General features: G+C 64.6%; 23 protein-coding genes and 4 pseudogenes. 13 read left to right on the top strand and 14 right to left on the bottom strand.

From position 1 onward, the window contains the following. Positions 1-263: 263 nt before the first annotated feature. From M1M07_RS21175 to M1M07_RS21150, 6 genes and pseudogenes are all read left to right on the top strand, one after another. Positions 264-962: a hypothetical protein gene (locus M1M07_RS21175; protein ID WP_248675449.1), complete on the top strand. Its 699-nt coding sequence runs from the start codon at positions 264-266 to the stop codon at positions 960-962. Continuing rightward, positions 959-1,465, top strand: coding sequence for a hypothetical protein (locus M1M07_RS21170; protein ID WP_145692848.1), 507 nt, complete (start codon positions 959-961; stop codon positions 1,463-1,465). Before M1M07_RS21175 ends, M1M07_RS21170 begins: the two co-directional genes overlap by 4 nt. Beyond that, complete coding sequence (locus M1M07_RS21165; RefSeq protein ID WP_145692847.1) at positions 1,462-1,764, top strand: hypothetical protein; 303 nt, start codon at positions 1,462-1,464, stop codon at positions 1,762-1,764. The genes M1M07_RS21170 and M1M07_RS21165 overlap by 4 nt, the downstream gene beginning before the upstream one ends. 353 nt (positions 1,765-2,117) lie before the next feature. Next, positions 2,118-3,572 (top strand): replication protein, encoded by a 1,455-nt coding sequence (locus tag M1M07_RS21160; RefSeq protein ID WP_248675448.1) that lies wholly within the window; start codon positions 2,118-2,120, stop codon positions 3,570-3,572. A gap of 68 nt (positions 3,573-3,640) precedes the next feature. After that, positions 3,641-3,778 (top strand): annotated as a pseudogene (locus tag M1M07_RS21155) (MspA family porin); the annotation flags it as partial. A gap of 68 nt (positions 3,779-3,846) precedes the next feature. After that, positions 3,847-4,548: an MspA family porin gene (locus tag M1M07_RS21150; protein WP_248675447.1), complete on the top strand. Its 702-nt coding sequence runs from the start codon at positions 3,847-3,849 to the stop codon at positions 4,546-4,548. A gap of 247 nt (positions 4,549-4,795) precedes the next feature. Here the strand turns inward: M1M07_RS21150 and M1M07_RS21145 are convergent, their stop codons facing one another. After that, positions 4,796-5,086 (bottom strand): hypothetical protein, encoded by a 291-nt coding sequence (locus tag M1M07_RS21145; protein ID WP_248675446.1) that lies wholly within the window; start codon positions 5,084-5,086, stop codon positions 4,796-4,798. Positions 5,087-5,204: 118 nt separating this feature from the next. On the opposite strand from M1M07_RS21145, the pseudogene M1M07_RS33230 reads away from it, so the two are divergent. Together M1M07_RS33230 and M1M07_RS21140 are read left to right on the top strand one after the other, a co-directional pair. Continuing rightward, positions 5,205-5,543: pseudogene (locus M1M07_RS33230) on the top strand (DUF4132 domain-containing protein); the annotation flags it as partial. Positions 5,544-5,599: 56 nt separating this feature from the next. Next, positions 5,600-5,848, top strand: coding sequence for a hypothetical protein (locus tag M1M07_RS21140; RefSeq protein ID WP_248675445.1), 249 nt, complete (start codon positions 5,600-5,602; stop codon positions 5,846-5,848). 430 nt (positions 5,849-6,278) lie between these two features. Here M1M07_RS21140 and M1M07_RS21135 read toward each other — a convergent pair whose 3' ends face one another. The 9 genes from M1M07_RS21135 to M1M07_RS21095 all read right to left on the bottom strand — a co-directional run bounded on the left by M1M07_RS21135 (position 6,279) and on the right by M1M07_RS21095 (position 14,082). Further along, entirely contained in the window at positions 6,279-7,226 is a 948-nt protein-coding gene (locus tag M1M07_RS21135; protein ID WP_248675444.1) for a hypothetical protein, read from the bottom strand. A 35-nt stretch (positions 7,227-7,261) separates the two neighbouring features. Beyond that, positions 7,262-8,059 carry an SDR family NAD(P)-dependent oxidoreductase gene (locus M1M07_RS21130; protein ID WP_248675443.1) on the bottom strand — a complete coding sequence of 266 codons (798 nt, stop codon included), beginning with the start codon at positions 8,057-8,059 and terminating at the stop codon, positions 7,262-7,264. 1 nt (position 8,060) lies between these two features. Then, complete coding sequence (locus tag M1M07_RS21125) at positions 8,061-8,867, bottom strand: enoyl-CoA hydratase/isomerase family protein (protein ID WP_248675442.1); 807 nt, start codon at positions 8,865-8,867, stop codon at positions 8,061-8,063. After that, positions 8,864-9,853: a nitronate monooxygenase family protein gene (locus M1M07_RS21120; RefSeq protein ID WP_248675441.1), complete on the bottom strand. Its 990-nt coding sequence runs from the start codon at positions 9,851-9,853 to the stop codon at positions 8,864-8,866. The genes M1M07_RS21125 and M1M07_RS21120 overlap by 4 nt, the downstream gene beginning before the upstream one ends. Continuing rightward, positions 9,850-11,475, bottom strand: a complete 1,626-nt coding sequence (locus tag M1M07_RS21115) for an AMP-binding protein (RefSeq protein WP_248675440.1) — start codon at positions 11,473-11,475, stop codon at positions 9,850-9,852. The genes M1M07_RS21120 and M1M07_RS21115 overlap by 4 nt, the downstream gene beginning before the upstream one ends. Before the next feature lie 78 nt (positions 11,476-11,553). After that, positions 11,554-12,369: an enoyl-CoA hydratase-related protein gene (locus tag M1M07_RS21110; RefSeq protein WP_248675439.1), complete on the bottom strand. Its 816-nt coding sequence runs from the start codon at positions 12,367-12,369 to the stop codon at positions 11,554-11,556. Continuing rightward, positions 12,366-13,100 carry a tyrosine-protein phosphatase gene (locus tag M1M07_RS21105; protein ID WP_248675438.1) on the bottom strand — a complete coding sequence of 245 codons (735 nt, stop codon included), beginning with the start codon at positions 13,098-13,100 and terminating at the stop codon, positions 12,366-12,368. Before M1M07_RS21105 ends, M1M07_RS21110 begins: the two co-directional genes overlap by 4 nt. Beyond that, a complete protein-coding gene (locus M1M07_RS21100) occupies positions 13,097-13,558 on the bottom strand; it encodes a nuclear transport factor 2 family protein (RefSeq protein ID WP_248675437.1) in 462 nt (153 codons plus the stop codon). Before M1M07_RS21100 ends, M1M07_RS21105 begins: the two co-directional genes overlap by 4 nt. Further along, positions 13,555-14,082 carry a DoxX family protein gene (locus M1M07_RS21095; RefSeq protein ID WP_308200823.1) on the bottom strand — a complete coding sequence of 176 codons (528 nt, stop codon included), beginning with the start codon at positions 14,080-14,082 and terminating at the stop codon, positions 13,555-13,557. Before M1M07_RS21095 ends, M1M07_RS21100 begins: the two co-directional genes overlap by 4 nt. A 174-nt stretch (positions 14,083-14,256) precedes the next feature. Between M1M07_RS21095 and M1M07_RS21090 the strand changes: the two genes are divergently transcribed. The 5 genes from M1M07_RS21090 to M1M07_RS21070 all read left to right on the top strand — a co-directional run bounded on the left by M1M07_RS21090 (position 14,257) and on the right by M1M07_RS21070 (position 19,630). Beyond that, positions 14,257-15,021, top strand: a complete 765-nt coding sequence (locus tag M1M07_RS21090) for an SDR family NAD(P)-dependent oxidoreductase (protein WP_085470973.1) — start codon at positions 14,257-14,259, stop codon at positions 15,019-15,021. 136 nt (positions 15,022-15,157) lie between these two features. Further along, positions 15,158-16,198 (top strand): phosphotransferase family protein, encoded by a 1,041-nt coding sequence (locus tag M1M07_RS21085; RefSeq protein ID WP_248675436.1) that lies wholly within the window; start codon positions 15,158-15,160, stop codon positions 16,196-16,198. A gap of 36 nt (positions 16,199-16,234) precedes the next feature. Beyond that, positions 16,235-17,464 carry an acyl-CoA dehydrogenase family protein gene (locus M1M07_RS21080; protein ID WP_248675435.1) on the top strand — a complete coding sequence of 410 codons (1,230 nt, stop codon included), beginning with the start codon at positions 16,235-16,237 and terminating at the stop codon, positions 17,462-17,464. 90 nt (positions 17,465-17,554) lie between these two features. Continuing rightward, entirely contained in the window at positions 17,555-18,481 is a 927-nt protein-coding gene (locus M1M07_RS21075; RefSeq protein WP_308200822.1) for a TetR family transcriptional regulator, read from the top strand. A 249-nt stretch (positions 18,482-18,730) separates the two neighbouring features. Further along, a complete protein-coding gene (locus M1M07_RS21070) occupies positions 18,731-19,630 on the top strand; it encodes a PaaX family transcriptional regulator C-terminal domain-containing protein (protein WP_248675434.1) in 900 nt (299 codons plus the stop codon). A gap of 72 nt (positions 19,631-19,702) precedes the next feature. On the opposite strand, the pseudogene M1M07_RS21065 reads toward M1M07_RS21070, so the two are convergent. From M1M07_RS21065 to M1M07_RS21050, 4 genes and pseudogenes are all read right to left on the bottom strand, one after another. Further along, positions 19,703-20,026: pseudogene (locus M1M07_RS21065) on the bottom strand (SDR family oxidoreductase); the annotation flags it as partial. A 60-nt stretch (positions 20,027-20,086) separates the two neighbouring features. Then, a protein-coding gene (locus tag M1M07_RS21060; RefSeq protein ID WP_156665112.1) for an IS3 family transposase occupies positions 20,087-21,231 on the bottom strand; the annotation gives its coding sequence in 2 pieces (ribosomal slippage) (positions 20,087-20,964 and positions 20,964-21,231; 1,146 coding nt in all). A gap of 82 nt (positions 21,232-21,313) precedes the next feature. Continuing rightward, positions 21,314-21,886, bottom strand: a pseudogene (locus M1M07_RS21055) (SDR family NAD(P)-dependent oxidoreductase); the annotation flags it as partial. 122 nt (positions 21,887-22,008) lie between these two features. Continuing rightward, positions 22,009-22,971, bottom strand: a complete 963-nt coding sequence (locus M1M07_RS21050) for an acyl-CoA dehydrogenase family protein (RefSeq protein WP_248675433.1) — start codon at positions 22,969-22,971, stop codon at positions 22,009-22,011. Positions 22,972-23,055: the final 84 nt, after the last annotated feature.

Here is a 23,055-nt window from a genome sequence, read left to right as displayed (position 1 = left end):
CCACTGAACGCGAACGGTCCCCCAGCTGTTAGCAGCAGCTGAGGGACCGTCCAATAGCAAGCCGACTGTTACAGCAGTCGAACAAGCCAGAGGCACACGGGTTAGCAGCCCGTGGCCTCGATGCAGATACGGAGCCTGCGATGAACAGGTTAGTTGGCGCTGGGCAGATACGCCTAGTAGCAGAGAGTCCCGCCCGTCCTCACGGAGAGACTCAAGACACAATCCGTGGCAGCAAGGATCCGCACTACGTCCTCGCTGCGCACTTGCCGAATCCAGAGGGCACCGCATGCTCGTCGTGCGGGTTCACCTACTCCACGGACCGGCCGCTGTGTCTGTCCGTCGTCGAGGCGTTGCGCGCGCTCACCGAACGCGCCCACACGCGATCGTTCAGCGACTACTCGACGAACCAGCTCCGGGCGCTCGAGCGGGAACACTGTGGCACCGGCCGGTGCCGACGATGCGGATTCGTCTACACCCCCACCGTGCGCGTATGCCCCACTTCGCGCCGTATCGCCATCGAGCTCGAATCCCGCTTCAAAGCTCCGATGAGCGAGGTCCGCGCAGGTCAAGGCCTGTGCTCCGGCAAAGGACAGGTGTGGACAGTCAGCGGAAACAAGTCCGCCCCGTGGCGGCAGGCCGTCGCAGCGTGTGGACAGTGCCCGCTGCTCACCTCGTGCACCACTGAGCTCGACCGCAGGTTGGCCAACGGGGAGAAGATTCGCGATCAGATCCTGGCGGGGCGACTGTTCTCCGGTAAAGGCGACGAGATCGCTCCCGAGATGTTCGATGCCTACGCCGACCGGTGCGGAGCCAAGACCAAGCGTCGAAAGCCCAGGCCGAAGTCCCGGCCGCCCCGGCGTGCGGCGACCGACCAAAGCATCCCCGCTTCTTCTCCCGTGCAGGATGTTCCAGCGTCCCCTGCCGGCGGACAACTCGCGTTGTTCAAGGGGGCGGTGGCATGAAGCCCAGCCCGCATCTGAACCTGTTCGAGGCCATCGCCCAGGGCGTTATCGAGGCACCGGCCGGTGATGACCACCCCGCGGCGGACCGCTGGCGGTGGTTCGCCGACCTGTACGCCAACCGCACCTGGGGCTTGGTTGCTGCCATCGACGGGTTCCCGCGCCTGGCGGCCGACCACATCGCCGCCGCATGCCGGGACACCGCCACCGACACCGCGACGATCGAGCAATGGCAGGCCATCGCGGACCTCGCGCGCACAGCCCGCACCGCCGCCTTATCCCCCGGTCTCGACATCGCGTGGAGCGCCGTCGCCGACACCTGCACCGACGCGCTCGATCATCTCGCCGGCCACACCTTCGGCGGCCTCGAAGGCATCCTTGGCGCACTCGATGCCCTCGGGCACGAGCACGAGCCCGCGATCGCAATGTCCTTCGTCCGCGACGCGTACACCGCCTGGCAGCACCGCGTAGCCTCACCCGCGACGAGTGATCGGAATGTCGCGTGAACTCCCCCGTCGCCGTCGACCGGGACGGCCGCCGATGGGCGATCCTCGCCCTCGACAGCAGACTCACAGCCCGACTCGTCCGCGGCACCGCTACTCCGGCGGTCCTGGACCTCGACGAGCTGCTCGAGCGGTACGGACCACTGGTCCTGTCCCCCACGCGCCGGGCTGCCGCCTGCGGGTACATCGCGCTCGCCGACACCGTCGGGCTCGTCGCCTCCGATCCGGAGACAGCCTCGATCGAGCAGATCAGGCAGGTCGCCGCGTTCGCCCAGTCCATCGTCGCACCGCACGGTTCATAACCCCGTCCGTCGGCTCCACACCCCAGGAGCCCCTCCACGTGTACCTCATCCATCACGAACTACGCACACGCTGATACGGAGTCGTCACGCGCACCTTGAGCACCGAGGAGACGCATCCATGACCGAGTAACCCGAACCACATAGCCCGACAACTCAACAGCGCAGTGACTCAACCCAAAAGAGAAACCCACCCCCGAAAGGGTGGGCTTCACGAGCACTTCCACAGAAGGACCTGAAAGGTCCTTCACCACTCGAGCAAGAACGTCTGGCAGGACGATCGCGCTCTTGGGTGAGTCTCCGAAGTTCGCAGCTTCAAAGACTCGCGAGTTACTGCTTCCCCGAAGGGACTTACCGTGCCAGGTACGTCTCAGGGTAGCGCACACCCTGAAACACACCCAACCACCTACAATTCCAACCTCGGCGCGTCAACCAACACCGACGAGGCCGACCTCCCACTTCCGCAACCGTTCACCGACGCCGAATGGGACGCCATCGTCGCCGCCGCCGTCGCCAACGTCGCCGCACTCGAAGCAGCCCAAACGCAGGACCATCCCACCGACGAAGCCGTCTGCGACCTGCTCGACGCCCAACCCGCAGGCACCCGCGCCGCACTCTCGTTGCCCATCCCTGCCGGCGCATGTGCCCGCGTCCCGACCTGGCACAGCCGCCGATACTGGCTGACCTTGTGCGAATGGGTCGTCACCCACACCGAACGCGGACACGCAGCCCTCAAACGCCACGGCATCGCCGCGACCACGTTCCTGCGGGTCTGCGCCGCACACGCCCAGTACGCCGAATCCACCACTGGACGCCACGTCTGCGCCTCCCTGGCCACCCTTGCCACCCAAGGCAGCCTGTCGATCGACCAACTCAAACGCGGCCGACGCGCACTCAAGACACTCGACCTCGGCGTCGAACTCGCCCGCGGCAAGAAACTCAACGCCACCGAACGCGAAGCCGCCGCCCGCCTCTACACACATACCCACGGCCAACCTCCGAGTCGACTACAGGTCGGTGCTGCCAGCGTGTGGGCACTATCCGCACCCGTATGGGCCGTTGAGACCATGCCCGCCCCAAAGAAACCACACAAGAAGCCACGTCGACGGAGCCGGCACCGACCATCACGCTCCGCCCACCACACCGAAACCTCTGCTAGCCGACCGATTTCACCAGCACAACGCCGATCACCGAGTTCCGCACCCCAATCCCCTAGTGGTTCTTTAGCAATGTGTCTTTCCGTCAGGAAAGATCACCAAGCGCGCACACGCGCAGGCGAGAAGACCTCGACCCCGACCACACCCCGACCCCTGGCCCTCCAACGAGCCGCCGCCCAACTGATCGAACGCATCCCAGCACTACGCACAATCGTCGGCATCGACGAGGACACCGGCCGGCGCCGAGGACACATCGGATCAGTCTGCGACCTCCTGACCGACGCCGGCATCGACACCGACCGCTGGACCGGCATCGACATCGCACACGCCCTCAACCACGACGGCACCACTCGCGGATGGACATGGCCCACAGCAAACGCGATGATCTCGTCCTTACGTCTGGTGGCCTACCGGCTCTCCCGACTTGACTGGACCGGACCCTCCCCCACCGAACACAAGATCCACGGCCGAGAACAGAGTGGCGAAACCGCAACAGATGCGGCACACCGACTGGCCAAGGCTTATCGCAGTGCCCGCGCCGTCACGTCGACACCACAGGGGCCACCGGCATCCAACGAGCATCGACGCGCCGTGCGCGAGCAACTCGCCGCGGACCTCGCGGAAAAGAAGGAGGCCGACGGTTGCGGCCGTTGAACTCGCCCACCCACCTGACGTACATAGGGCGATGACCGATCCGAAACCGTTCCGCTTCCTACCGCCCTGTCCAGTACCAGGACGCCCAGCTCGAGGTCCAGGGCTGCGGCGGCTACGCCCAGGCCCGCGCCTACACGGTCCTGGAAGTGACGGGCAACGACTACGTCAAGACCACGCTGTACGGCCAGCCGTTCAGCATCGGCTGACCCAGCCCGAGACCGTACATCCCCGACTCCTCGCTGCGCGCGAGACCCGACCTCGAGAGTAGAACAACATGAAGACCAGCGTCATCAGCGGCCTTCGCCGCGGCCTCAAGGTGGCCGGCATGGGCGCGACGATCGCCGTTGCCCTCGGATTCGCTTCCGCAGGTGCCGCCAACGCCGATACCTTCGTCCCACTGCCGGATGGAAACATCTCCCAGACTCTGCCGGACGGCACCGTCGTGACCGTCACGCGCACCGGCGAGACGGCGAATATCTCCCCGTCGATGGGGGCCACGCCCCTGCACCGCAACGTCTGGGTCTCCGGCAATGCAAAGGTCGAGCTCAGCGGGCCGGGCGCGAAGATCGGTGGCCGCATCCAGCCCGGCTACATCGTCGCCTGCCAACTCTCGCTCACCGCGAACCTCAACGGCGGCCTCAATGCAGGCGGCGGCATCACCGGCACCGCGACCGCAACGACACAGTCCGGAACCCTCGGCGCCAACGCCGGTGCGGGAATCACTCTCGCACCCAACCAGGCGTATGACTACAAGGTCATCGACATCACCACCACCGACCCGTTCGGCGCCGAGACGCACCGCAACTTCAACACCTTCAAGGGTGCGAGCGGCAGTGTCACCTGGGGCGACACCACCCTCGGCGTCACCGGCTGCGCGGGCTACGCTCAGGCCCGCAGCTATGTGAAGGTCACCGTCGACACTCCGACGGCCACCCAGCAGGTCACCCTGTGGGGACAGCCCTTCAGCATCGGCTGACCGACCATGGGGACCGCCCCGCTGCCGAGAACCCTCATCCTCTCGACAGCGGGGCACCCTCGCTCGAAAGCACAGCACTGGAAAGGATCCGACGACGGACTGCCCCTAGCTCCTCTGTCAAGCAGCAACGTCCATAAAAGCGCCCGACAAAATGAGGTGTCCGTCCAGCGCAGGTGAAGTTCCGGCGTGTCGGTACAGGTAGAGGCTCGGGTACCGAGTCGATCATGTGATTGCTGAAGTCCCACGATCACCCGGAGCACCCGTGCCTCTGCTGCCAGTCTGTCTCATCGAACCCCTGTGGGTCGAGTTCTCCGCCCTCGTGCACACGCTCGAAGTGCATCCAGAGCGGATGATCAGGTTCGGCTTCCGCGAGCGCCGAGGCGACCGTGTCACCGTCCTCTCCCACGGCGTGGAGGTGGCGGTCGTTGTCGCGCACCCACTGCTCGGCCAGCGCCGTTCGGAAATCCGGGTCGTACAGCGGCCACACCGTACGCAGATCCCCGTCGACACATACCGAGCTCAGAACGTCGAAGGCCATGCGGTGAGCGCCGTGTGACCGATAAAGCGTGTCCGCTCGGCCGCATCCATTCCGCGCAGCGTCAGGTACGCCTCGCGGTACTCCTCCGGCAGCGTTGCGACCTGCTCCTCGGATAGTGATGGGGCTCAGCGAAGGGGCTGGGCTCGCACCCGTGATCGGATCGTCGTCGTGTGGCCAGAGCGAAGCTCGTAACGCGGGACGAACCGAGGGGTCCGCTTCTCCAATGACCCAGCTCGCCGAGCGTGCGCGGTGGATGCCGGGTTCTGGCCACCTCCGTCTGCGTGGACTCGAGAGCACCTTTGGGAGTGAGGAGGTCATCGGGCTCGTGCACCCGTGCAAGCTCAGTGACTCCCTCATCGAATGGCGGACACGATTCGAAACTGCGCAGCCGTTCGAGCAACTGAACCGTACGGTGCACGAGCCCACCGGGCCGGAACGAACCACCATGCGCCTGACCCGCTTCGAACATCTCGCCGTGCCCGCCACAGCGCTGATCGGCCTGGAACGCCGCGGATGGGTCCGCGAAGAACCCGCCGACGCCGGCATCCAGATCAGCACCAGCCGAACCTGCCCTCCGGCACCGTCACCGTCTCGTTCTCCCCCGGCATATCCGTCGGCGCCTCCACCATGTTCCCCGACCAACACATCGTCGACGTGTCCGTCAACCCCCCGCCATTGGGCCGCTGGCATCCCGTCGACGCCTCCGAAGTACTGCGTGACCTCACCGAACTCGCGTCCACCCGCACACCCGCAACCACGTGATCACGGACATTGGCGGTGGCACCTGCCAATTGTGGAGCCATCGAAGTGCCAGCGATCCCGTACCTGAGCAAACCGATCGAGTTCAACGAACACCTTGGCCGGCACTGTTCGTCACGACCCAATCCTCGAAACATAATGGCAAACATAAAGGCGGGGAGGGTAACCACCGACCCCGCCTTGTGCAGCGATAGCTACGCCGCGGCACTGACCACTGAATCTCTCTGTGCGAACCAGCCGTCGCTCTTGCCGAGCAATCCGTCGACGCTGATGCGTCCTGCACCGATCACGCCGATCAGCTTCCCGCCGGACCGACCGCGGGACTCGAACAGGTCTTGTTGCGGCTGTCGACGCCATTGTCACCGCCCGTGATGCGGCAGTAGAGGTTCGGTTCTGGCTCGACGGCATCGACCAACGATTCGGGGATCACTGATCACCCGGTGACGTCGACTCGCTTCCTTCCCGAGCACGCCTTCTTGAACAGATCGATCGACCACACATCTTGGTCTTCGCCGTAGACTGGGCGGCCGTCGATCTCGAATTCGAGCAGGGTATTGATGCAGATGCTGGTGGCGCCGGGCAGAATCATCCGGCTTCGCGCGGTTCCGATGGCGATGAGTTCAGCGCCGTGCTCGTCCGTCACGGCGATCTCCATCTTGTCCACCCAGGCGTTGTGTGGGTCGCGCAGGACCGTCCTTTTCCCGTCGACGACACGGGAGATGTCGTCACCGCGACGGACGTACCCGGAGTGGACGTGGTCGGTGGTGTCGGTGGGTGTCGAATAAGTGAGCAGGCTGTATTCGGCGTCGGCCAGCCAGGTGTATCCGACGCGGCCGTATCCTCGCTCGGTGCGCGGTCCCCACGAGCGGTCGCGCATCGCGTAGCACTCGACGTCGATCCGCTCACCGTCGAGAATCACGTGGCCGGTGACGCGGCCGGTCTGGTCGTAATGCGACGCCGTCGGATAGGGAGGCGTCCCATGCAGCAGCGGAACGGGTCGTTCGAGTCCGCGGAACGACAACTCGACCTCGATGCGATTGCGGTCGTCATAACGCAGGTCGTACACCATGCCCGGCTCGACCACCTCGATCGTCGCGCCGGTCGGACTGATCAGTTTCGATCCGTCAAAGGTGGGCGGCTTCAATGCCGAGAAGCCCTCGAAGAACGGTAGATTCCACGTTTCGACCGCCGTGTCGTCCCACATCCACAGTCCGCCGTGCGTGATTCCCGCGTTCTGCCGGACGCCGATGTAGATCCAAGCGCCGATGTTGCGTTCCGGCACGAAAAACGAGAACCAGAACGTCTCGTTCTCGTAGAAGTTGTCCGAGACGGGGTGCAAATAGTCGTCGGATTCGATGAAGCCGATCTCCTGTGAGGTCATCGTGGTTCCTTTCGGCTGCGACTTCTGAAATGTGGTTAGATTTTCGGGATCCCAGGGACACCGCCGTGCACCTCGATGCGCTGTCCGGTGATCTGCCGGGCGCGGTCCGAGACCAGGAACTCCACCATCTCGGCCACATCTTCCGGACGCGTGACCCGCCCGAACGGCATCCGCCCATCAAGTTCGGCCGCATCCGCCGCGCCGGTGACGGCACGGGCCAGACGATCCCCCATCTCGGTGGCGATGAGTCCGGGAGCCACGATATTGACCCGAATTCCATTATCGGCCTCTTCGGCCGCCACGGTCCTGCCGAGGGCTTCGAGCGCCACCTTGCCGACCGTGTACGGCGCGTTGCCGGGAGCCATGGTGGCCGCCGCTGTGCTGGAGACGAGAACCACCGAGGCACGAGCGGATTTGCGCAACATCGGAATTGTCGCCGAGAGCAGATGGAACGCACCGAACGCGTGCACCCCCACCACGCGGGTCATCTCCACCGGATCCGTATCGGCCACGGCCTTCCCGCGACTGGCGATACCGGCGTTGTGGACCAGTGCGTCGATACGTCCGAAATCGGCCGACACCTGCTCGACCCGCTCCGTGACGGCGGGCGCGTCCGCCACATCGCACCGATACATCCGGCACCGCACCCCGGTCGACTCCACGTCCATCCGGGTCGTCTCAGCAGCGTCGTCGTCCCGCGCGTACAGGCCGGCGACGTCGAATCCTTCTTGCGCCAAACGTAGGGCGATAGCACGACCGGTCCCGCGACCTGCACCGCTGATCAGAGCAACTGGGGCTTCGGGTTTCGCGTTCACATAACTCACGGACACCATCTCATCTGTTCTCGTAGCCAGGGACACGCTTCTCCACGAAGGCGGTCAGCGCCTCCGACTGATCGGCGGTCAGCGAGGTGAGAGCCTGTTGCCGGTTCTCGAATTCGACGGCCGTGTCGAACGAGGGCATCTCGAGGGAAAGCCACATGCCGCGCTTGGTCAACGCCAGCGACAACGGCGGCGCCGCAAGCAGATCATCCAGACAGGTTTCGATACGACCGTCCAGTTGATCGTCGGGGACGACATCGGCGAGCAGGCCGATCCGCAAGGCTTCGTCGGCATCGAACTTCCGAGCAGTGAGCATCAATTCGTGCGCGCGGCCGGCACCGACGATCCGCGGCAGCAACCACGACGTGCCGATATCGCAACCGGAGAAACCAACTTTGATGAACGACACAGCGAAGACGGCACTTTCGGCGGCGATACGCACGTCGCTCGCGGACACGAGAGCAAAGCCCCCACCGGCCGCAGGCCCGTTGACGGCCGCGACGAAGACCTGCGGTAGTCGCCGAATCTTCTGAACGAGCGAGGCAATGTCCTCCTGACGCGCCATCGTCCGATGCACTGCACCGGAATGCTCGGTGCCGGGCACGTCACCGTATCCGTCGAGGTCGAGTCCCGCGCAGAACCCGCGTCCGGCGCCCGTGAGCACAACGATATGGGTCGAGCGGTCCGACGCGAGCGCATCGAATTCCCGGTGCATTGCCGCAACGAGCCCGAGGTCCAATGCGTTGAGCTTGTCCGGTCGGTTCATCCGCAGGACCTTGACTCCCTCGCGCGGATGCTCGATCGACAGCACGTCCGTCATGAATGCTCCGTTCTCCGCGCCATCGATGCGGTCAGGGCGGTACGCCAATTGCCCGCCTCGCGGGCGGCATCGAATTCGTGGACGAGTCGGTCGACGACGCCCTCCACCGGCGGGATGTCGTGGATCAACCCCGTCGAATGTCCTCCACTGAACACAGTCTTCCATGCCTTCACTCCCGCTGGAAGGTTCGGGCGATGCCGTGCAAGGGGTTTCGGAAGATCGGCCGGGTCGAGACCGTTCGCGGCGATCGACGGCGCGAGAAAGCTCGCCGGTAAGCCGGCGATGGCGTCGGTGAACACCACGTCCTCACTGCGCGCATCCACGAGCATTCCCTTGTGGTCGTCGACCGTTCCCGATTCGAGCGTGGCGATGAACCGGGTTCCCATGACCACGAGGTCGGCGCCGAGCGAGAGCGCGGCCGCGATGCCGTTGCCGTCGGCGATACCGCCGGCCAACATGATGGGCCCGTCGAACATGCGGCGTACCTGCGGCAGGAACGCGAACGGCGACAACGTGCCCGCGTGCCCCCCGGCTCCCGCGCACACGAGCATGAGTCCGTCCACACCGGCTTCGATCGCTTTCTCGGCGTGCCGAAGGGTCGTCACGTCGTGGAACACTGTGCCGCCCCATCCGTGCGCGGCATCGACGACCTCGCGCGGATCGCCCATGTTGGTGAGGATCAGCGGCGCCTCGTGTTTCGCGACGGTGGCGAGTGCGCGGTCGCGTTTGTCCTTGTCGAGCGCAGACGACGCGAGCATGTTGACGCAGAACGGCGCGAACGGCTCACCACGGTCGATGCTGTCGCGTTCGGCGGCGCGGATAGCGCCGAGCCAGTCGTCGAGGGTCTCGGGGGCCCGCGGGTTCGCGGACGGAAATGCACCGATGACACCCGCACGGCATGCTGCGATCACCAGGTCGAGGTTCGAGACGATGAACATGGGTGCTGCCATCACCGGCAGCCGCAGATCCTGCCAGCGCACGCTCATCGGCTGCCGCCTCTCGGGAAGTACTCGGCGCGAAGCTCCGCCTTGCGGATCTTGCCCAGCGCGGTGCGCGGCAATGCGTCGACAACAGCGAGTCGTTCGGGCGTTTTCTGCTTCGCCAAGCCGGACTTCGCGAAGTGCTCACGGATGCTGCCGAGATCGACGTCGGCTCCCGGCATCGGGACGACCACCGCGGCGACGACTTCCCCGTATCGGGAGTCCGGAGCGGCGACGATCGCGCCCTCGGCCACCCCCGGATGCGAGGTCAGGACATCCTCGAGCTGGCCGGACGAGATGGTCTCCCCCGCGCGGATCACTACGTCTTTGATGCGATCGGTGATCGTGAGCCGTCCGTCGGCATCGAGGTGGCCGAGGTCGCCGGTGCGCATCCAACCGTCGAGGGTGAAGGCCGAGGCATTCAGACTCGCATCCTTGTAGCCGACGAACTGGTCGGGCCCGCGCGTGACGACCTCACCGTCGACACCGGTGGGCACGTCAGCACCGCTCTCGTCGACGATACGCACACGCACACCGGGCAGCGGCGAACCGTCGGTACCGAGGCGCGCGGCCTCCGGGTCGGTAGTGGAGCCTGCCGTAACAGTCGGTTGTTCGGTCGACCCGTAGCACCGGTATGTGCTGATGCCGACATCGGCGGCACGGCGGACCAGGTCCTCGGGCACCGTCGCCGCTCCGATCAGGAATTCACGCAGCGTCGCAAGTTTGTCGGTTACATCGCCGAGGTCGAGCATGCCTGAGAGATGGAACGGGGTACCCGATGTGGCGGTGACGCGGTGGCGCGCGATGAGGTCCACGGCCAGCGCCGGATCCCACACGTCCATATAGACGGTGTCCTGGCCGTGGAGCAGCGGCCGCAGCACACTGCCGACACCTGCAATGTGGCCGGGCGGGAACGACACCAACTGCACGGCATCGTCACCCGCCCCCAGATACTGCGGCGCCGACCGTTGCTCGGCGAGCAGCGAATTATGGCTGTGCTGCACCCCCTTCGGAGCAGAAGTGGTTCCCGAGGTATAGATGAGCAGAGCGACGTCGTCGGCGTGACCAGCAGGTCGCGTGTACTCCGATGCGGTCGCGACGAGCTCGTCCCATGCCGAGGCGCCGGCGGGGACAGTGTCGCCCACCACCACGATCTGTTCCAGCGTGGGGATATCCGCATACACCGCAACGCGGTCACCGAAATCGGTCGACCTCCAGCGATCGGGTTGAACGAGAATCTTGGCGCCCGACTGCTCGAGGATGAACCGGACCTCGTTCGGTCCGTAGATGTGCACGATCGGGACGAGTACGGCGCCGGCGAGCAACACCGCCTCATACGCGATCGACGCTTCGATCCTGTTGGGCAGCTGCACTGCAACCGCGTCTCCCGAGCGCACACCGCGGTCCTGCAGTGCCGCGGCCACGCGCTGGGCGAGTGCGTGGATCTCCCCGACCGTCGTAACAAGCTGTGCACCGTCGGCGCCGGCGTAGACAACGGTGGCCGACGCACCGTGCACGCAGCTCTCTGCGAATACATCGGGCCACGTGCGGTCGCTGTAGAAGCCCTCGCGGTACCACTGCTCACGCAACGCGGCGGGATCGTAGGTGGTGATATCGGATGTTGTCATTTCGGGCGCCTCGGTTCGTTCTGATCGATCGACGTCGTGCGGATACTGCGGTCACGCAGATACTGCAGCGAAGTGGAGTTATCGTCCCTGCCACACGGGCCGCCGCTTCTCGGCGAATGCACGTGGCCCTTCCTTCGCGTCCTCGGTGGCCCTGTTGGCCACCGTTTCGAGCAGAGTTCGTTCCCACGCCTGTTGCTCGGTGACGAACTCGCGGTCGACGATGCCCGCGACCATGCGCTTGGTGGCCTGCACCGCAAGCGGCGCCTGACGGCCAATGGCCTCGGCCATAGTGAGTGCTTCGTCGAGTGCTCGCCCGGGCGGCACTACGCGGTTCACGAGTCCCCACGAGTACGCTTCGGCAGCGGTGAACCTGCGGCCCAGCAGTAGCAGTTCCATCGCCAGAGGGCGGGGCAGCCATGCAGGTAGGCGCACGGCTGCGCCGGATGACGCGACGAGTCCGTTACCGACCTCGGGGAACGAGAACACAGCGGTCTCGTCGGCGACGACAAGGTCACACGCCAGGACCATTTGGGCGCCGGCACCGATCGCGAAGCCGTTGACCGCCGCAATGATCGGCTTGTCGATGGGATGGCGACACACTCCGCCGAACCCCCGTGCTTCCTTGACCGGATCGGCAGGTTCGAGTGATCGCCCCTCGGACATCGCCACGAGATCGCCTCCCGCGCAGAACACCGTGTCCCCGGCGCCGGTGAGGATCACGACCCGCACGTCGGGGTCGTGATGGCCACGTTCGAGGGCATCGCCCACCTGTTCGGCCATGTCCGCATTCACTGCATTGTGGGCATGGGGCCTGTTCAGTGTGACGACGAGGACGTCGTCGTGGAATTCGGTCAGCACCGACGGCGCCGCGACGTCGGTTCGGGTCGAAGTCACTGCGTCCCTCCTTCTGAAATGCCGGGCATCGGCGAAACGACTCCGCGTACTTGCGCACGCCACATGTCGAGGTGAACGGGGTTCGCGCCCCGGTCGAGCATCCATTGCGCCGGTCCCCCGGGCGCCGACGTGAGTTGCTCGACGATCGGCGCGATCGCGTCGGCGGGTGCGCGCAGGAATTGTTCCGCGAGCGGCGGGGATTGACGGGTGCGGATACCCACCTCGAGCCACCGGTCGATGAGATCGAGCAACGCTTCCTCGCTGCGAACGTAATCGTCGACGACGGCATCCGGTTCGACGCCCGCAGCAAGCAGTAGTACGGCCACGAGCACGCCCGTCCGGTCCTTGCCGGCAGTGCAGTGCACCAGGACGGGGCCTTCGGGTTCGGCGACGAGCGCGAGGATCTCTCCGGCGCGGGTCTCGTTGTAGTGGAGCATGCGCGAGTAGAGCGACGGCAGGTCGGCCGGGCGGGCGCCGGGGGCCGCGGAATCGAACAGCGGCATGTGGTGGATCACCGTCTCGGCCGGCCAGCCGTACGCGAATCGATCGCGCTCGGTGTCACCGCGCAGATCGATGACGGTGCGTGGCGGCCAGGCCTCGAGTTCGGGAAGCACCGAATCTCCCGGGTACGGCGCGTCGCCTCGGTACAGAACTCCGTGTGCGGTCACTCCGCCGTCGACGAGTGGCAGTCCGCCCACGTCACGGAGGTTGACGAATCCGCGTGCGGTCATTGTGACCATCGGGCCGCGAGGAACGAATCGGGTGCTGTGGTGTCGACTGCTACAAAGCGATGTGCGAGGAGCCAGCGGTCTCCGTCCGGGACGAACGTGTCTCGGTATCTGCCCCAGTGATCGGCGCCGTCGGGTCCGAACACGACGAAGTAGGCGCGGGTGCTGATGTGATCGGGCGTGATCGAATCGAACACCAGATTTGCGACGAAGTGTCGCTGGAAGAACTTCGCGCCGGACGCGACTTGTGGCGGGTCATCGGGAGTATTTCCGCCCCCGAGCATTTCGACGATCGCGCCCCGACCTGTCGCACGGGAGCGGCCCTTGACCTCGAGTGTTCCGTCCGGTGTGAAGCACTCAGCAAGCTCGGTGAGCTTGCCACTGTCGCCTGCATGCGTGTAGCGGGCGACAGTGTCCCGGACGCACTCGCGAGCATGCAGTTCCAAGAGATCCATCGTCATGACGCGGTCACCGACTCGGCGCTCGGCTTCGGTGCGGGCCGGTAGCACGTGCCGAGCAGAATGCCGGCGGCAGCCAGCCCGCCGATCAGCGCGATGGCGCCGCCGACCCAGCCGGCGCGCAGGTTCTCGCCGAAGATCAGGTGGTCGAGGCTGGCGCTGCCGGCGCCCATGATCGCAACGACTACGGCACCTCCGGCAAGTATCAGGTTGTACTCCCAGCCGTCGGCGGCGACGAAGAAGCCCTTACCGCGGTGCACGGTCCATGCGGCGACGAACATCAGCGAGACGAATCCGGCCGCGGCGAACGGGGTGAGTAGTCCCAGGGCGAGGGCGATGCCCGCGCCGACTTCGGTGAGGGCGGCAAGCCAGGCATGCACCTTGCCGGGTCGCATGCCCATGCTGTCGAACCATCCGGCCGTGCCCGGGATGCGGCCGCCGCGGAAGAGCTTGCTGTATCCGTGGGCAGCCATCGTCAACCCGAGTAGCACGCGCAGTATCACCAGGCCGGTGTCGATCGTGTCCACTTCAGCTCCGTTCCCTCGACAAGGTCATTCGCGGACGGTGTGTTGCCGGTGCCACACCAATCCCATGACACAAGTCTTACCTGTATAACTAGGTTGTCGGCAAGGGGTCAGGATCGGGCTCCCCTATCTGCGGCGCCGTGCCGATGCCCTCGCGAACGAAAGGTTTGGAATTTCATGGATCTCACCCACGCTTCTGCCGCCGTCACCGGCGGCGCCTCCGGCCTCGGACGGGCCACCGCCGAAGCCTTCATCGCGCGGGGCGTCCCCACCGTCATCATCGACCTGCCCTCCTCCGACGGCGAGACCGTAGCCAAGGAACTCGGCGACCTCGCTACGTTCGCGCCCGCCGACGTCCGTGACGCCGAGGCCGTCGACGCCGCTCTCGCCGAGGCCGAAAAGAACGCGCCTCTACGCGCCGTCGTGCACTGCGCCGGCCGTGGCGGCAAACTGCGTCTCGTCGAAAAGGACGGCACGCCCGGCGATCTCGATCTCTACCAGGAGGTCGTCAATATCAACCTGGTCGGCAGTTTCAATGTGCTACGCCTGGCCGCGGCGCGCATGGCCAAGAACGAAGAGGTGGGTGGAGAACGCGGCGTCGTCATCATGACCGCGTCCGTCGCGGCCTACGAAGGTCAGATCGGCCAGGTGCCCTATGCTTCCGCCAAGGCAGGCATCGTAGGCCTGACGCTCGTCGGGGCACGCGATCTCGCGCGCAAGCTCGTTCGCGTCGTGACGATCGCCCCCGGCACTTTCGAGACGCCGATCCTGAACAACCTCTCGGACAAGGTACGCGAATCGCTCGCGGCGCAGGTCCCGCATCCGTCCCGTCTGGGCGTCCCGGCCGAGTACGCCAAGCTGGCCCTGTCGATCGTCGACAACGCCATGATCAACGGCGAAACCATCCGAATCGACGGTGCAATTCGCATGGGTCCGGTGTAGATCCACCTTCTCGCACGAACAGGGACGAGGCCGGCCGGCGACCAACCGGCCGGCCTCCTTCATTCGCGCCCGAGGGTGTTAGCGTTTATACCGAACGATCGTTCGCTGTGTTGAGTCCATACAGAAGGGCATCCCAATGACCGCTGAGATCGACACGCGCGCATTGACGCAGTATCTCGGTCGCGCGCTCGACGGCGGAGTGAGCGGCGAGTTGACCACCTCGCTTATCAGTGGTGGCCGCTCGAACCCCACCTATCGCGTCACGGACTCCGACAGGACGTGGGTTCTGCGGCGCCCCCCATACGGGCACGTTCTACCGAGCGCCCACGACATGAAGCGTGAGTTCACGGTGATCGAGGGACTCACCAACACATCGGTCCCGGTGCCCACAACGGTGCTGCTCTGCGAGGACACGGATGTTCTCGGCGCGCCGTTCTATCTCATGGAGTTCATCGATGGAGTGCCCGTCGGAACAGTCGATCAGGCGTCGAGTCTGACATCGGACGAACGTCGTCGGCTCGGGTTCGATCTGGTCGACACCCTGGCCGCACTGCACGGCGTCGACCCGGACGCGGTCGGCCTCGGTTCGTTCGGCCGACCGGACGGTTATCTCGAACGCCAGCTCGACCGCTGGGAACGGCAGTGGGACGCCTCGTGCACCATCCACCGCCCCGAGGTGTCCGTGCTGCTCGACAAGCTGCGCCGCGCGCTGCCCACCTCACACTTCCCGGGCATCGTCCACGGCGACGTCAAACTCGACAACGTACTCGCCTCTCGGGACGACCACGGAAAGATCGTCGCGGTGCTCGACTGGGAAATGGCCACGCTCGGCGACACCCTTGCGGACGTCGGAATCATGCTGAGCTTCTGGGACCAACCGGGCACGATCGACAACCCGATCACCGAGGGTCTCGCACGACTCGACGGGTTCCCCACCCGCACAGAGCTTCTCGACCGATACACCACACAGCGTGGCATCGAGATTCCCGATGTGGACTGGTACACGGTGTTCGCCGACTTCAAGATCGCGGTCATCCTCGAGGGCATCAACACCCGGCACACGCAGGGCGGCACCGTCGGTGACGGTTTCGACGACATCGCCGACATGGTCGGCCCGCTCCTGCAACGCGCGCTCGAACTCGCCGCAACCTCGTCGGTCACCGAACTTCGCCGCTGAACGCGGCCCATCATCGAACCGGATCGGAGCACGGAAGTGGATTTCGAATACAGCCCGAAAGTCCTCGAACTGCAAGAAAAAGTGTCGACATTCATTCAGGAACGGTTGCTGCCCGCCGAGGCGATCGCCGAAGAGCAACTCGCGTCCAAACCGGACCACTGGGGTGCGCCGCCGATCATGGCCGACCTCAAGGCTGCAGCCAAGCGCCAGGGTCTGTGGAATCTCTTCCTCCCCGCCCGCGAGGGCGCGGGGCTGACCAACCTCGAGTACGCGCCCCTCGCCGAACTCACCGGTTGGAGTCCGCTGCTGGCGCCCGAGGCGTTCAACTGCTCCGCACCCGACACCGGGAACATGGAACTGCTGCACCTCTACGGCACGGACGCGCAGAAGGAGCAATGGCTCGCGCCGCTCCTCGAGGGCGAGATCCGATCGTGCTTCTCGATGACCGAACCCGATGTCGCAAGTTCCGATGCCAACAACGTTCGGCTCGAGATCGCCGACGACGGCGACCACTGGGTGCTCACAGGCCGCAAGTGGTGGTCGACCGCAGCATTGCGCGACGACTGTCGCATAGCCATGGTGATGGGCGTGACAGACCCCGATGCCGTGGTCGGTAACCGCCACAGCATCGTCCTCGTCCCCATCGACACTCCTGGTATGACCATCGTCCGATCCACCACCGTGCTGGGCTTCACCGACCGCCACGAAGGCGGTCACGGCGAAATCGTCTTCGACAAGGTTCGCGTCCCCAAGGAAAATCTTCTCGGTCCTCGCGGCAAGGGATTCGCCGTCGCACAGGCTCGCCTCGGGCCCGGACGAATCCACCACTGCATGCGCTTGATCGGCATGGCCGAACGCGCGATCGCGTTGATGATCGAACGTGCTCGCACGCGTGTCGCGTTCGGGCGGCCACTCGCTGACGAGGGTGTCGTGCAGGCAACCGTCGCCGAGGCCCGCATCCGGCTCGACGCCGCGCGCCTGACGGTGCTGCGAGCTGCCTGGAGAATGGACGTCGAGGGCACCAAGGATGCCCGGCACGACATCGCGGCCGCCAAAGTGCTGGTGCCGCACACGGTCAAGCAGATCATCGACGACGCAATGCAGATCTTCGGCGGCGCCGGCCTGTCGCAGGACACGATCCTGCCCGTGCTCTACGCACAGGCCCGGTTCCTCCAGATCGCCGACGGACCCGACCAGGTGCACCGGCGTTCCCTCGCGCGCGCCGAGTTCGCCGCGACCCCGGTCCTGAAGGAAGTCCGAGGGTAAGCCGACGGGAGGGGATTCGAACGTCCACCCACGACCCGGCTGCACGCAGAATTTCTGTCCTGTTTAGACTTTCTGAACACAGGAGAGTGGGTGGACGTGGCGATCAACGACGAACGACCCCGGCCGGCAGACGCGATTCTGGGGGCACAGATACGAGCGGCACGTTTATCCCGGCGAATCAGCCTCCGAGCTCTTTCCCGCACCCTCGGCGTCAGCCCGGCCACGATCAGCCAGATCGAGAACGGCAACACCGGCCTCAGTGTCGTTCGTCTCGGCCGGATAGCAGAAGCCCTGAGTCTGGACGTGTCGCACATCCTCACCATCGACGTCGACCCGGAGAATCCGAAACCCCGACTCGTGCCACCGTCGCCGAGATCGCCTGCCCGGCCTCGAAGCACTGCCGAGTCGACAGGATCCGACTGGCGTACCTACGCGCCCCTGAATTTCGACCCCGTCCTTCAGGCAGCTCTCGAGGAATTCGTTGCGATCGGCTATCACGGCGCGAACATGCGAAGCATCGCCGCTCGGTGCGGTTTGTCCGTCGCGGGGATCTACCACCACTACACGAGCAAGCAACAGATGTTGGTGACACTCCTCGAGTACGCGATGACCGACCTTCAGCGACGGAGCGACGCCGCGCGAGACGAGGGAGGGAGTCCGGTCGAGCGATTCGGCCTACTCATCGAGAACCTCGCGCTGTACCACACTCACCGCAGAGAACTCGGCTTCGTCGGAGCGAGTGAGATGCGCAGCTTGGATACTGCGAACCGGACCGCGATCGCCGACATGCGCAGCATTCAGCAACGCATGATCGATGTAGAGGTAGAGGCTGCAGTTCGCGAAGGCCGTTTTCGCGCTGATCATCCTTACGAGGCATCGCGAGCAGTCGTCACCATGTGCACAGCACTGCCCACCTGGTGGCGTCCCGACGGCCCGTCGAGCCCGGAACAAATTGCGGAGCATTACGTCCGGTTCGCGCTCGATCTCATGCGTTACGCGCCGACCGTGAGGAAGTAAACATGACCTCTGCATTTCTTCCAGCCGCATCACGTGCACCGACCTTCACCCGACCGCGCACCGCTGTTCTCGAAGGGAGCACATGGGCTGTCGTGGACGAGGACGCATCCGACGTTCTGGTGTGCGCAATACCCACGCAGGTCGCATTTTCCGACAGGGCGGTCACTGCTTCGGTATAGACGTGTCGTACTACCTCGAAGTCTTGGATCTCAGGTACATCAGTTCGGGCGAGTCATCCGCGTCGCGTCGTTGCCGGCAAGCCGGGCGTCGTGGAGCGTCTCGGTACTGGTGGATAGACTTTCTGCTGTGAGTGTGGGCGAGTTTCCGGGTGCGTCGATCCAGAGCTGGGTACCGTTCCTCCTCGGAACAACCCTGCCTACACGTCCGTTCGTTCCGGGCGACGGGATCATCGCGTTGCTCGAGTATGCCGGATACACGGCGAGTTCGATCAGGGTCGCGCTCTCCCGGCTTTGCGCGGATGGCACTCTCGAATGCCGTCGGGAGGGTCGCAAGTCCAAATATCGCCTCGCCCCGCAGATGATCGAGACGATCGTTTCGGTTGATCGGCGGGTCGAACAGTTCGGCCGCGAGGTCGCCTGGAACGGTCGCTGGACAATAGTGTTGGCCTCGATCCCGGACAGCCTTCGTTCGACACGCCGCAACATGAAAAGCCGCCTCGGGTATCTCGGCTTCGGTCGCATGCGTGAGACGGCGTGGATTGCCGCCCGTGACTGCGAAAGCGAGGTCGAAGATCTCATCGAGAACCTCGGTCTCGACGGAATGGTCGACGTGTTCGTCGGCGAGCCGGCCGGATTGTCGGACATCGACGAACTTCTCCACCGGTGCTGGGACCTCGACGCCTTGACTGCCGGATACAACGACTTCGTCGTGCGCTTCGCCCCGCTGGTCCCCACCAACGCCCGGGACGACCTCACAGCCGAGGAATCGGTGTTGCGGTGGATGAGACTGACCCACGACTATCGGGAACTGGTCCACCGGGACCCAGAACTTCCACCCGAATTTCTCCCAGATGCAGCAAGGTCGCTGCGTCACCGCGTGGTCGAAACGTATGCGACGATCCACGACGACCTGTTCGAGCGTGCGCAGGCACACGCTCGACGCATGTTCGAACTCGACTCGGCACCCTGATCACGCCACGAATCCGACGACCTGGCGAGCATGATGGATCGAGGGCGGAACCGGACGCGGCGCGGCGTCGTATCAAGGCAGGACGAACGGGCGGAAGTCTCCGTCCAGCACATCGAGGTGACCGACGACCCGGCCGGTGATCACCTGAGGATCCACGACCGCCAGACGAACCGCTGCTTCGGCAAATTCAGATTCGGAACCGTAGTCCTCGAACTCTTTTGCATAGTACGCGACGCCGGGCGTCTTGATCGCCTTCGAAGGCGAGAGAGCATTCACGGAAATGTTCCACCTCTGGAGGTCGAACGCGGCACATCGGGTCAAGTGTTCGAGCGCAGCCTTGGAGCCGCCATAACCGGGCAGGATCCCGGAATCGAACTCGTGATACGGACCGTCACCCTGGCAGGTCCCCGATAGTCGGTCCGGTCGTTTCTAGAGCCGGTTCCTCTGTGCAGTCGATCAGTCGATCTCGCACGCCACGGGCTGGTGCCGGTGGGTGCATCCGGCAGCGTACTCGGCGGGGGTCTTGTACCCCAATGCCGAATGACGGTGTCGGTGATTGTGGTCGTCCTTGAAGTCCTCGATCACCACCCGGGCCTCGAGCAGAGTGGGCCAGTAGTTGCGGTTCAGACACTCATCGCGCAACCGGTTGTTGAACGATTCGATGAACCCGTTGTTCCACGGCGTACCCGGCGGAATGTAGGACACCCCCACCGACCCAGCACAGAAGTCCCGCAGCGCTTCCGAGATGAACTCCGGCCCGTTGTCCATGCGCAACACCAGCGGCGGCCCACCCCACATCGCGAACGCCTTCTCCAAGCCTTCGATCAACCGCCCGGCGGTGATCGAGCGGTCCACGATGTTCAACAACGACATCCGGGTATGTTCATCGACCATCGACGCGATCTTCACCGTCTTGCCGTCGACGGTCGAATCGAACTGGAAGTCTAATGCCCACACCACATTCGGAGCATCCGCGTCGACGACCGGAACGGAGGACAGGCCGGCACGTTTGCGGCGTGGAGCACGCCGGACCTGCAATCCTTCTTCTTTCCACAGGCGGTGCACCTTCTTCTTGTTCACCTCGATGCCCTGGTCGTAGCGCAGCCATGCCCACGCCCGACGAAACCCGTGCCGCGGATGCTTGCGGGAATACCTGCGCAACTCTGCGCGCAGATCGGCGTCCGGGTCGCCTGGTGTCTGCGCCAACGGCAACCGCCGGTAAACCGATCGGGAGAGCCCAACGACCTTGCACGCGAACCGCTCCGACATCTGTAGGGTGTCGGTGAGCATGGTGATCGCGGCGCGTTTGGCGGTCGGGCTTAGAATTTTCCCTTCGCGATCTCCCGCAACGCGTCCTTCTCCAACTCGGCATCTGCGAGCAATCGCTTGAGCCGGCTGTTCTGCTCCCGCAGTTCCTTGAGCTCCTTCGCCGCATCGGCATCCATGCCGCCGTATTGACGACGCCAGTTGTACAGCGTCGCCGCCGACACCTCGAGCGCGGCGGCGATCTCCTCGCCGTTCTTGCCTTCCGCGGCCAACTCGTCGGCCCGGCGCAGCTTGCGCACGATGTCCTCGGCCGAGTGACGTTTGCGTCCCGCCATGATTCCTATCGTCCCTTCTTCGCCCTTACCAGGGCAATCAGGACTCTAGAACAACCCGGACCTACTCACAGGGGACACGCCAACCCGGCATGAGCGACGCGCCGGAAGTGATGTTGATGATCGCACCTCCCCCTGCCTCCCTCATCCCAGGTGCCACCGATCGCATCAGTTCGTAGGGGGCAAACACTCCGATGTCGAAATGCCGTCGGTAGGCCGAGAACTTGGTATCGACAAAGGTGGGCCACTCGCTCTTCTCGGTAACAGGACCGGTCCCCGCCCCCGAATCGCGCCGCGATCCAGCTTTGTCGCGTGCATGGTCATCAGGCCGAGGAGGCCGTCCCGGTGCAGTGAACGCAGCATTATTGACCAAAAGGGTGGCCGGACCCGACAACTGGCGAACCGTATCGATTATGCGGGGAATGTCGTTCGGGTCCAATAGATCCGCGCGAACCGCTATAGCTTTTCCGCCTGCGGCCTCAATTTCCGCGACCGTGTCCCCGATGGTGCCCGGCAATCGTGCGTCCCACACCTTTTCGGTACGCGCGACAACGGCCACTTCGGCCCCTTCCGTTGCTAGGGCGATTGCCATGGCTCGCCCCAGCCCCCGGCTTGCACCGGTGACAATCGCTGTTCGCCCTTCCAGCCGTCCTGCCATGCTTCACCCTCTCGTTCAACAACTGTGAAGTTCCTGCCGAAGACCATCGGCCGCGATATCGAAATCGATGGTGGTGGATCACCCGTGCGGTTGCCCGGTCCTGCGCCTGGGCGGAAATTTGGTTACCGCAGCTGGAGTGCGCCGGCGAGCAGGGACCGATGGTAGATGGAATCTCCGAATAGCAATTCCGCGGACTTTGCGCGTTTGAAGTACAGATGTGCGGGGTGTTCCCAAGTGAAACCGAGTCCACCGTGGATCTGAATGTTCGCGGATGCGGCACGGAAGTACGCTTCACCGGTATACGACTTCGCAAGTGATGAGGCGATTGGCAATCGGTGGTCATCGGCGGTCGAGTGCGCAGCGAAGTAGGCGGCGGATTTAGCTCCTTCGAGGTCGACGAGGATATCGGCGCACATGTGCTTGACAGCCTGGAAGGATCCGATGGGCCTGCCGAACTGATAGCGCTCTTTGGCATACTGCACGGATTGGTCGAGTACTGCTCGAAGACCTCCGACGTTCTCGTTGGCAAGCGCGACGCACGCCAGTGCGAGGACGCGGTCGAGTACTGCAGTTGCATCTCCCGGCTCCCCGAGCAACCGCGCCGGTGTGCCGTTGAACGTGAGTGTTGCCTGCTTTCGAGTCAGGTCCATGGTCGGCAATCGGTCTTTGGTCAGTCCGTCCGCCCGGCCCGAGACGACGAAAAGCGACAGTTCACCGTCGAGTTCGGCAGTGACCACGACCACGTCGGCGATCGACCCGTCGAGGACATAGCTTTTTGTTCCGGTGAGCAGGTACCGGTCTCGAGTACGGGTAGCAACCGTCTGGTCACTACTTGTATCCCATCTGCCGTGACGGTCGGCGAATGCCACCGTACCGATCGTGCTGCCATCGGCCAGAGAGGGAAGAAGGTTTTTCTGCGCGGCGTGATCACCGGATTCCATCACCGCGGATGCGGCGAGCACGGCGCTGGCAAAGAAGGGACCACCGGCCAGGGAAGCACCCAGTTCTTCGAGGACAACGCAGAGTTCGACGTATCCGTATCCGGCTCTTCGCACTTGGTAGGGGCGGGTGTCGATCGACCCCATTGCCGTGTCGGTGATTGAAAAAGGGCCCGCGCCCTTGTGAGCTGGGTGTTCTCAGGCATCCAGGACAGCAAGGAACGCGGGCAT

It is taken from the genome of Rhodococcus sp. HM1, assembly GCF_023218075.1.
Taxonomy (GTDB): Bacteria; Actinomycetota; Actinomycetes; order Mycobacteriales; family Mycobacteriaceae; genus Rhodococcus.
This window is presented reverse-complemented; position numbering and strand designations above follow the sequence as displayed.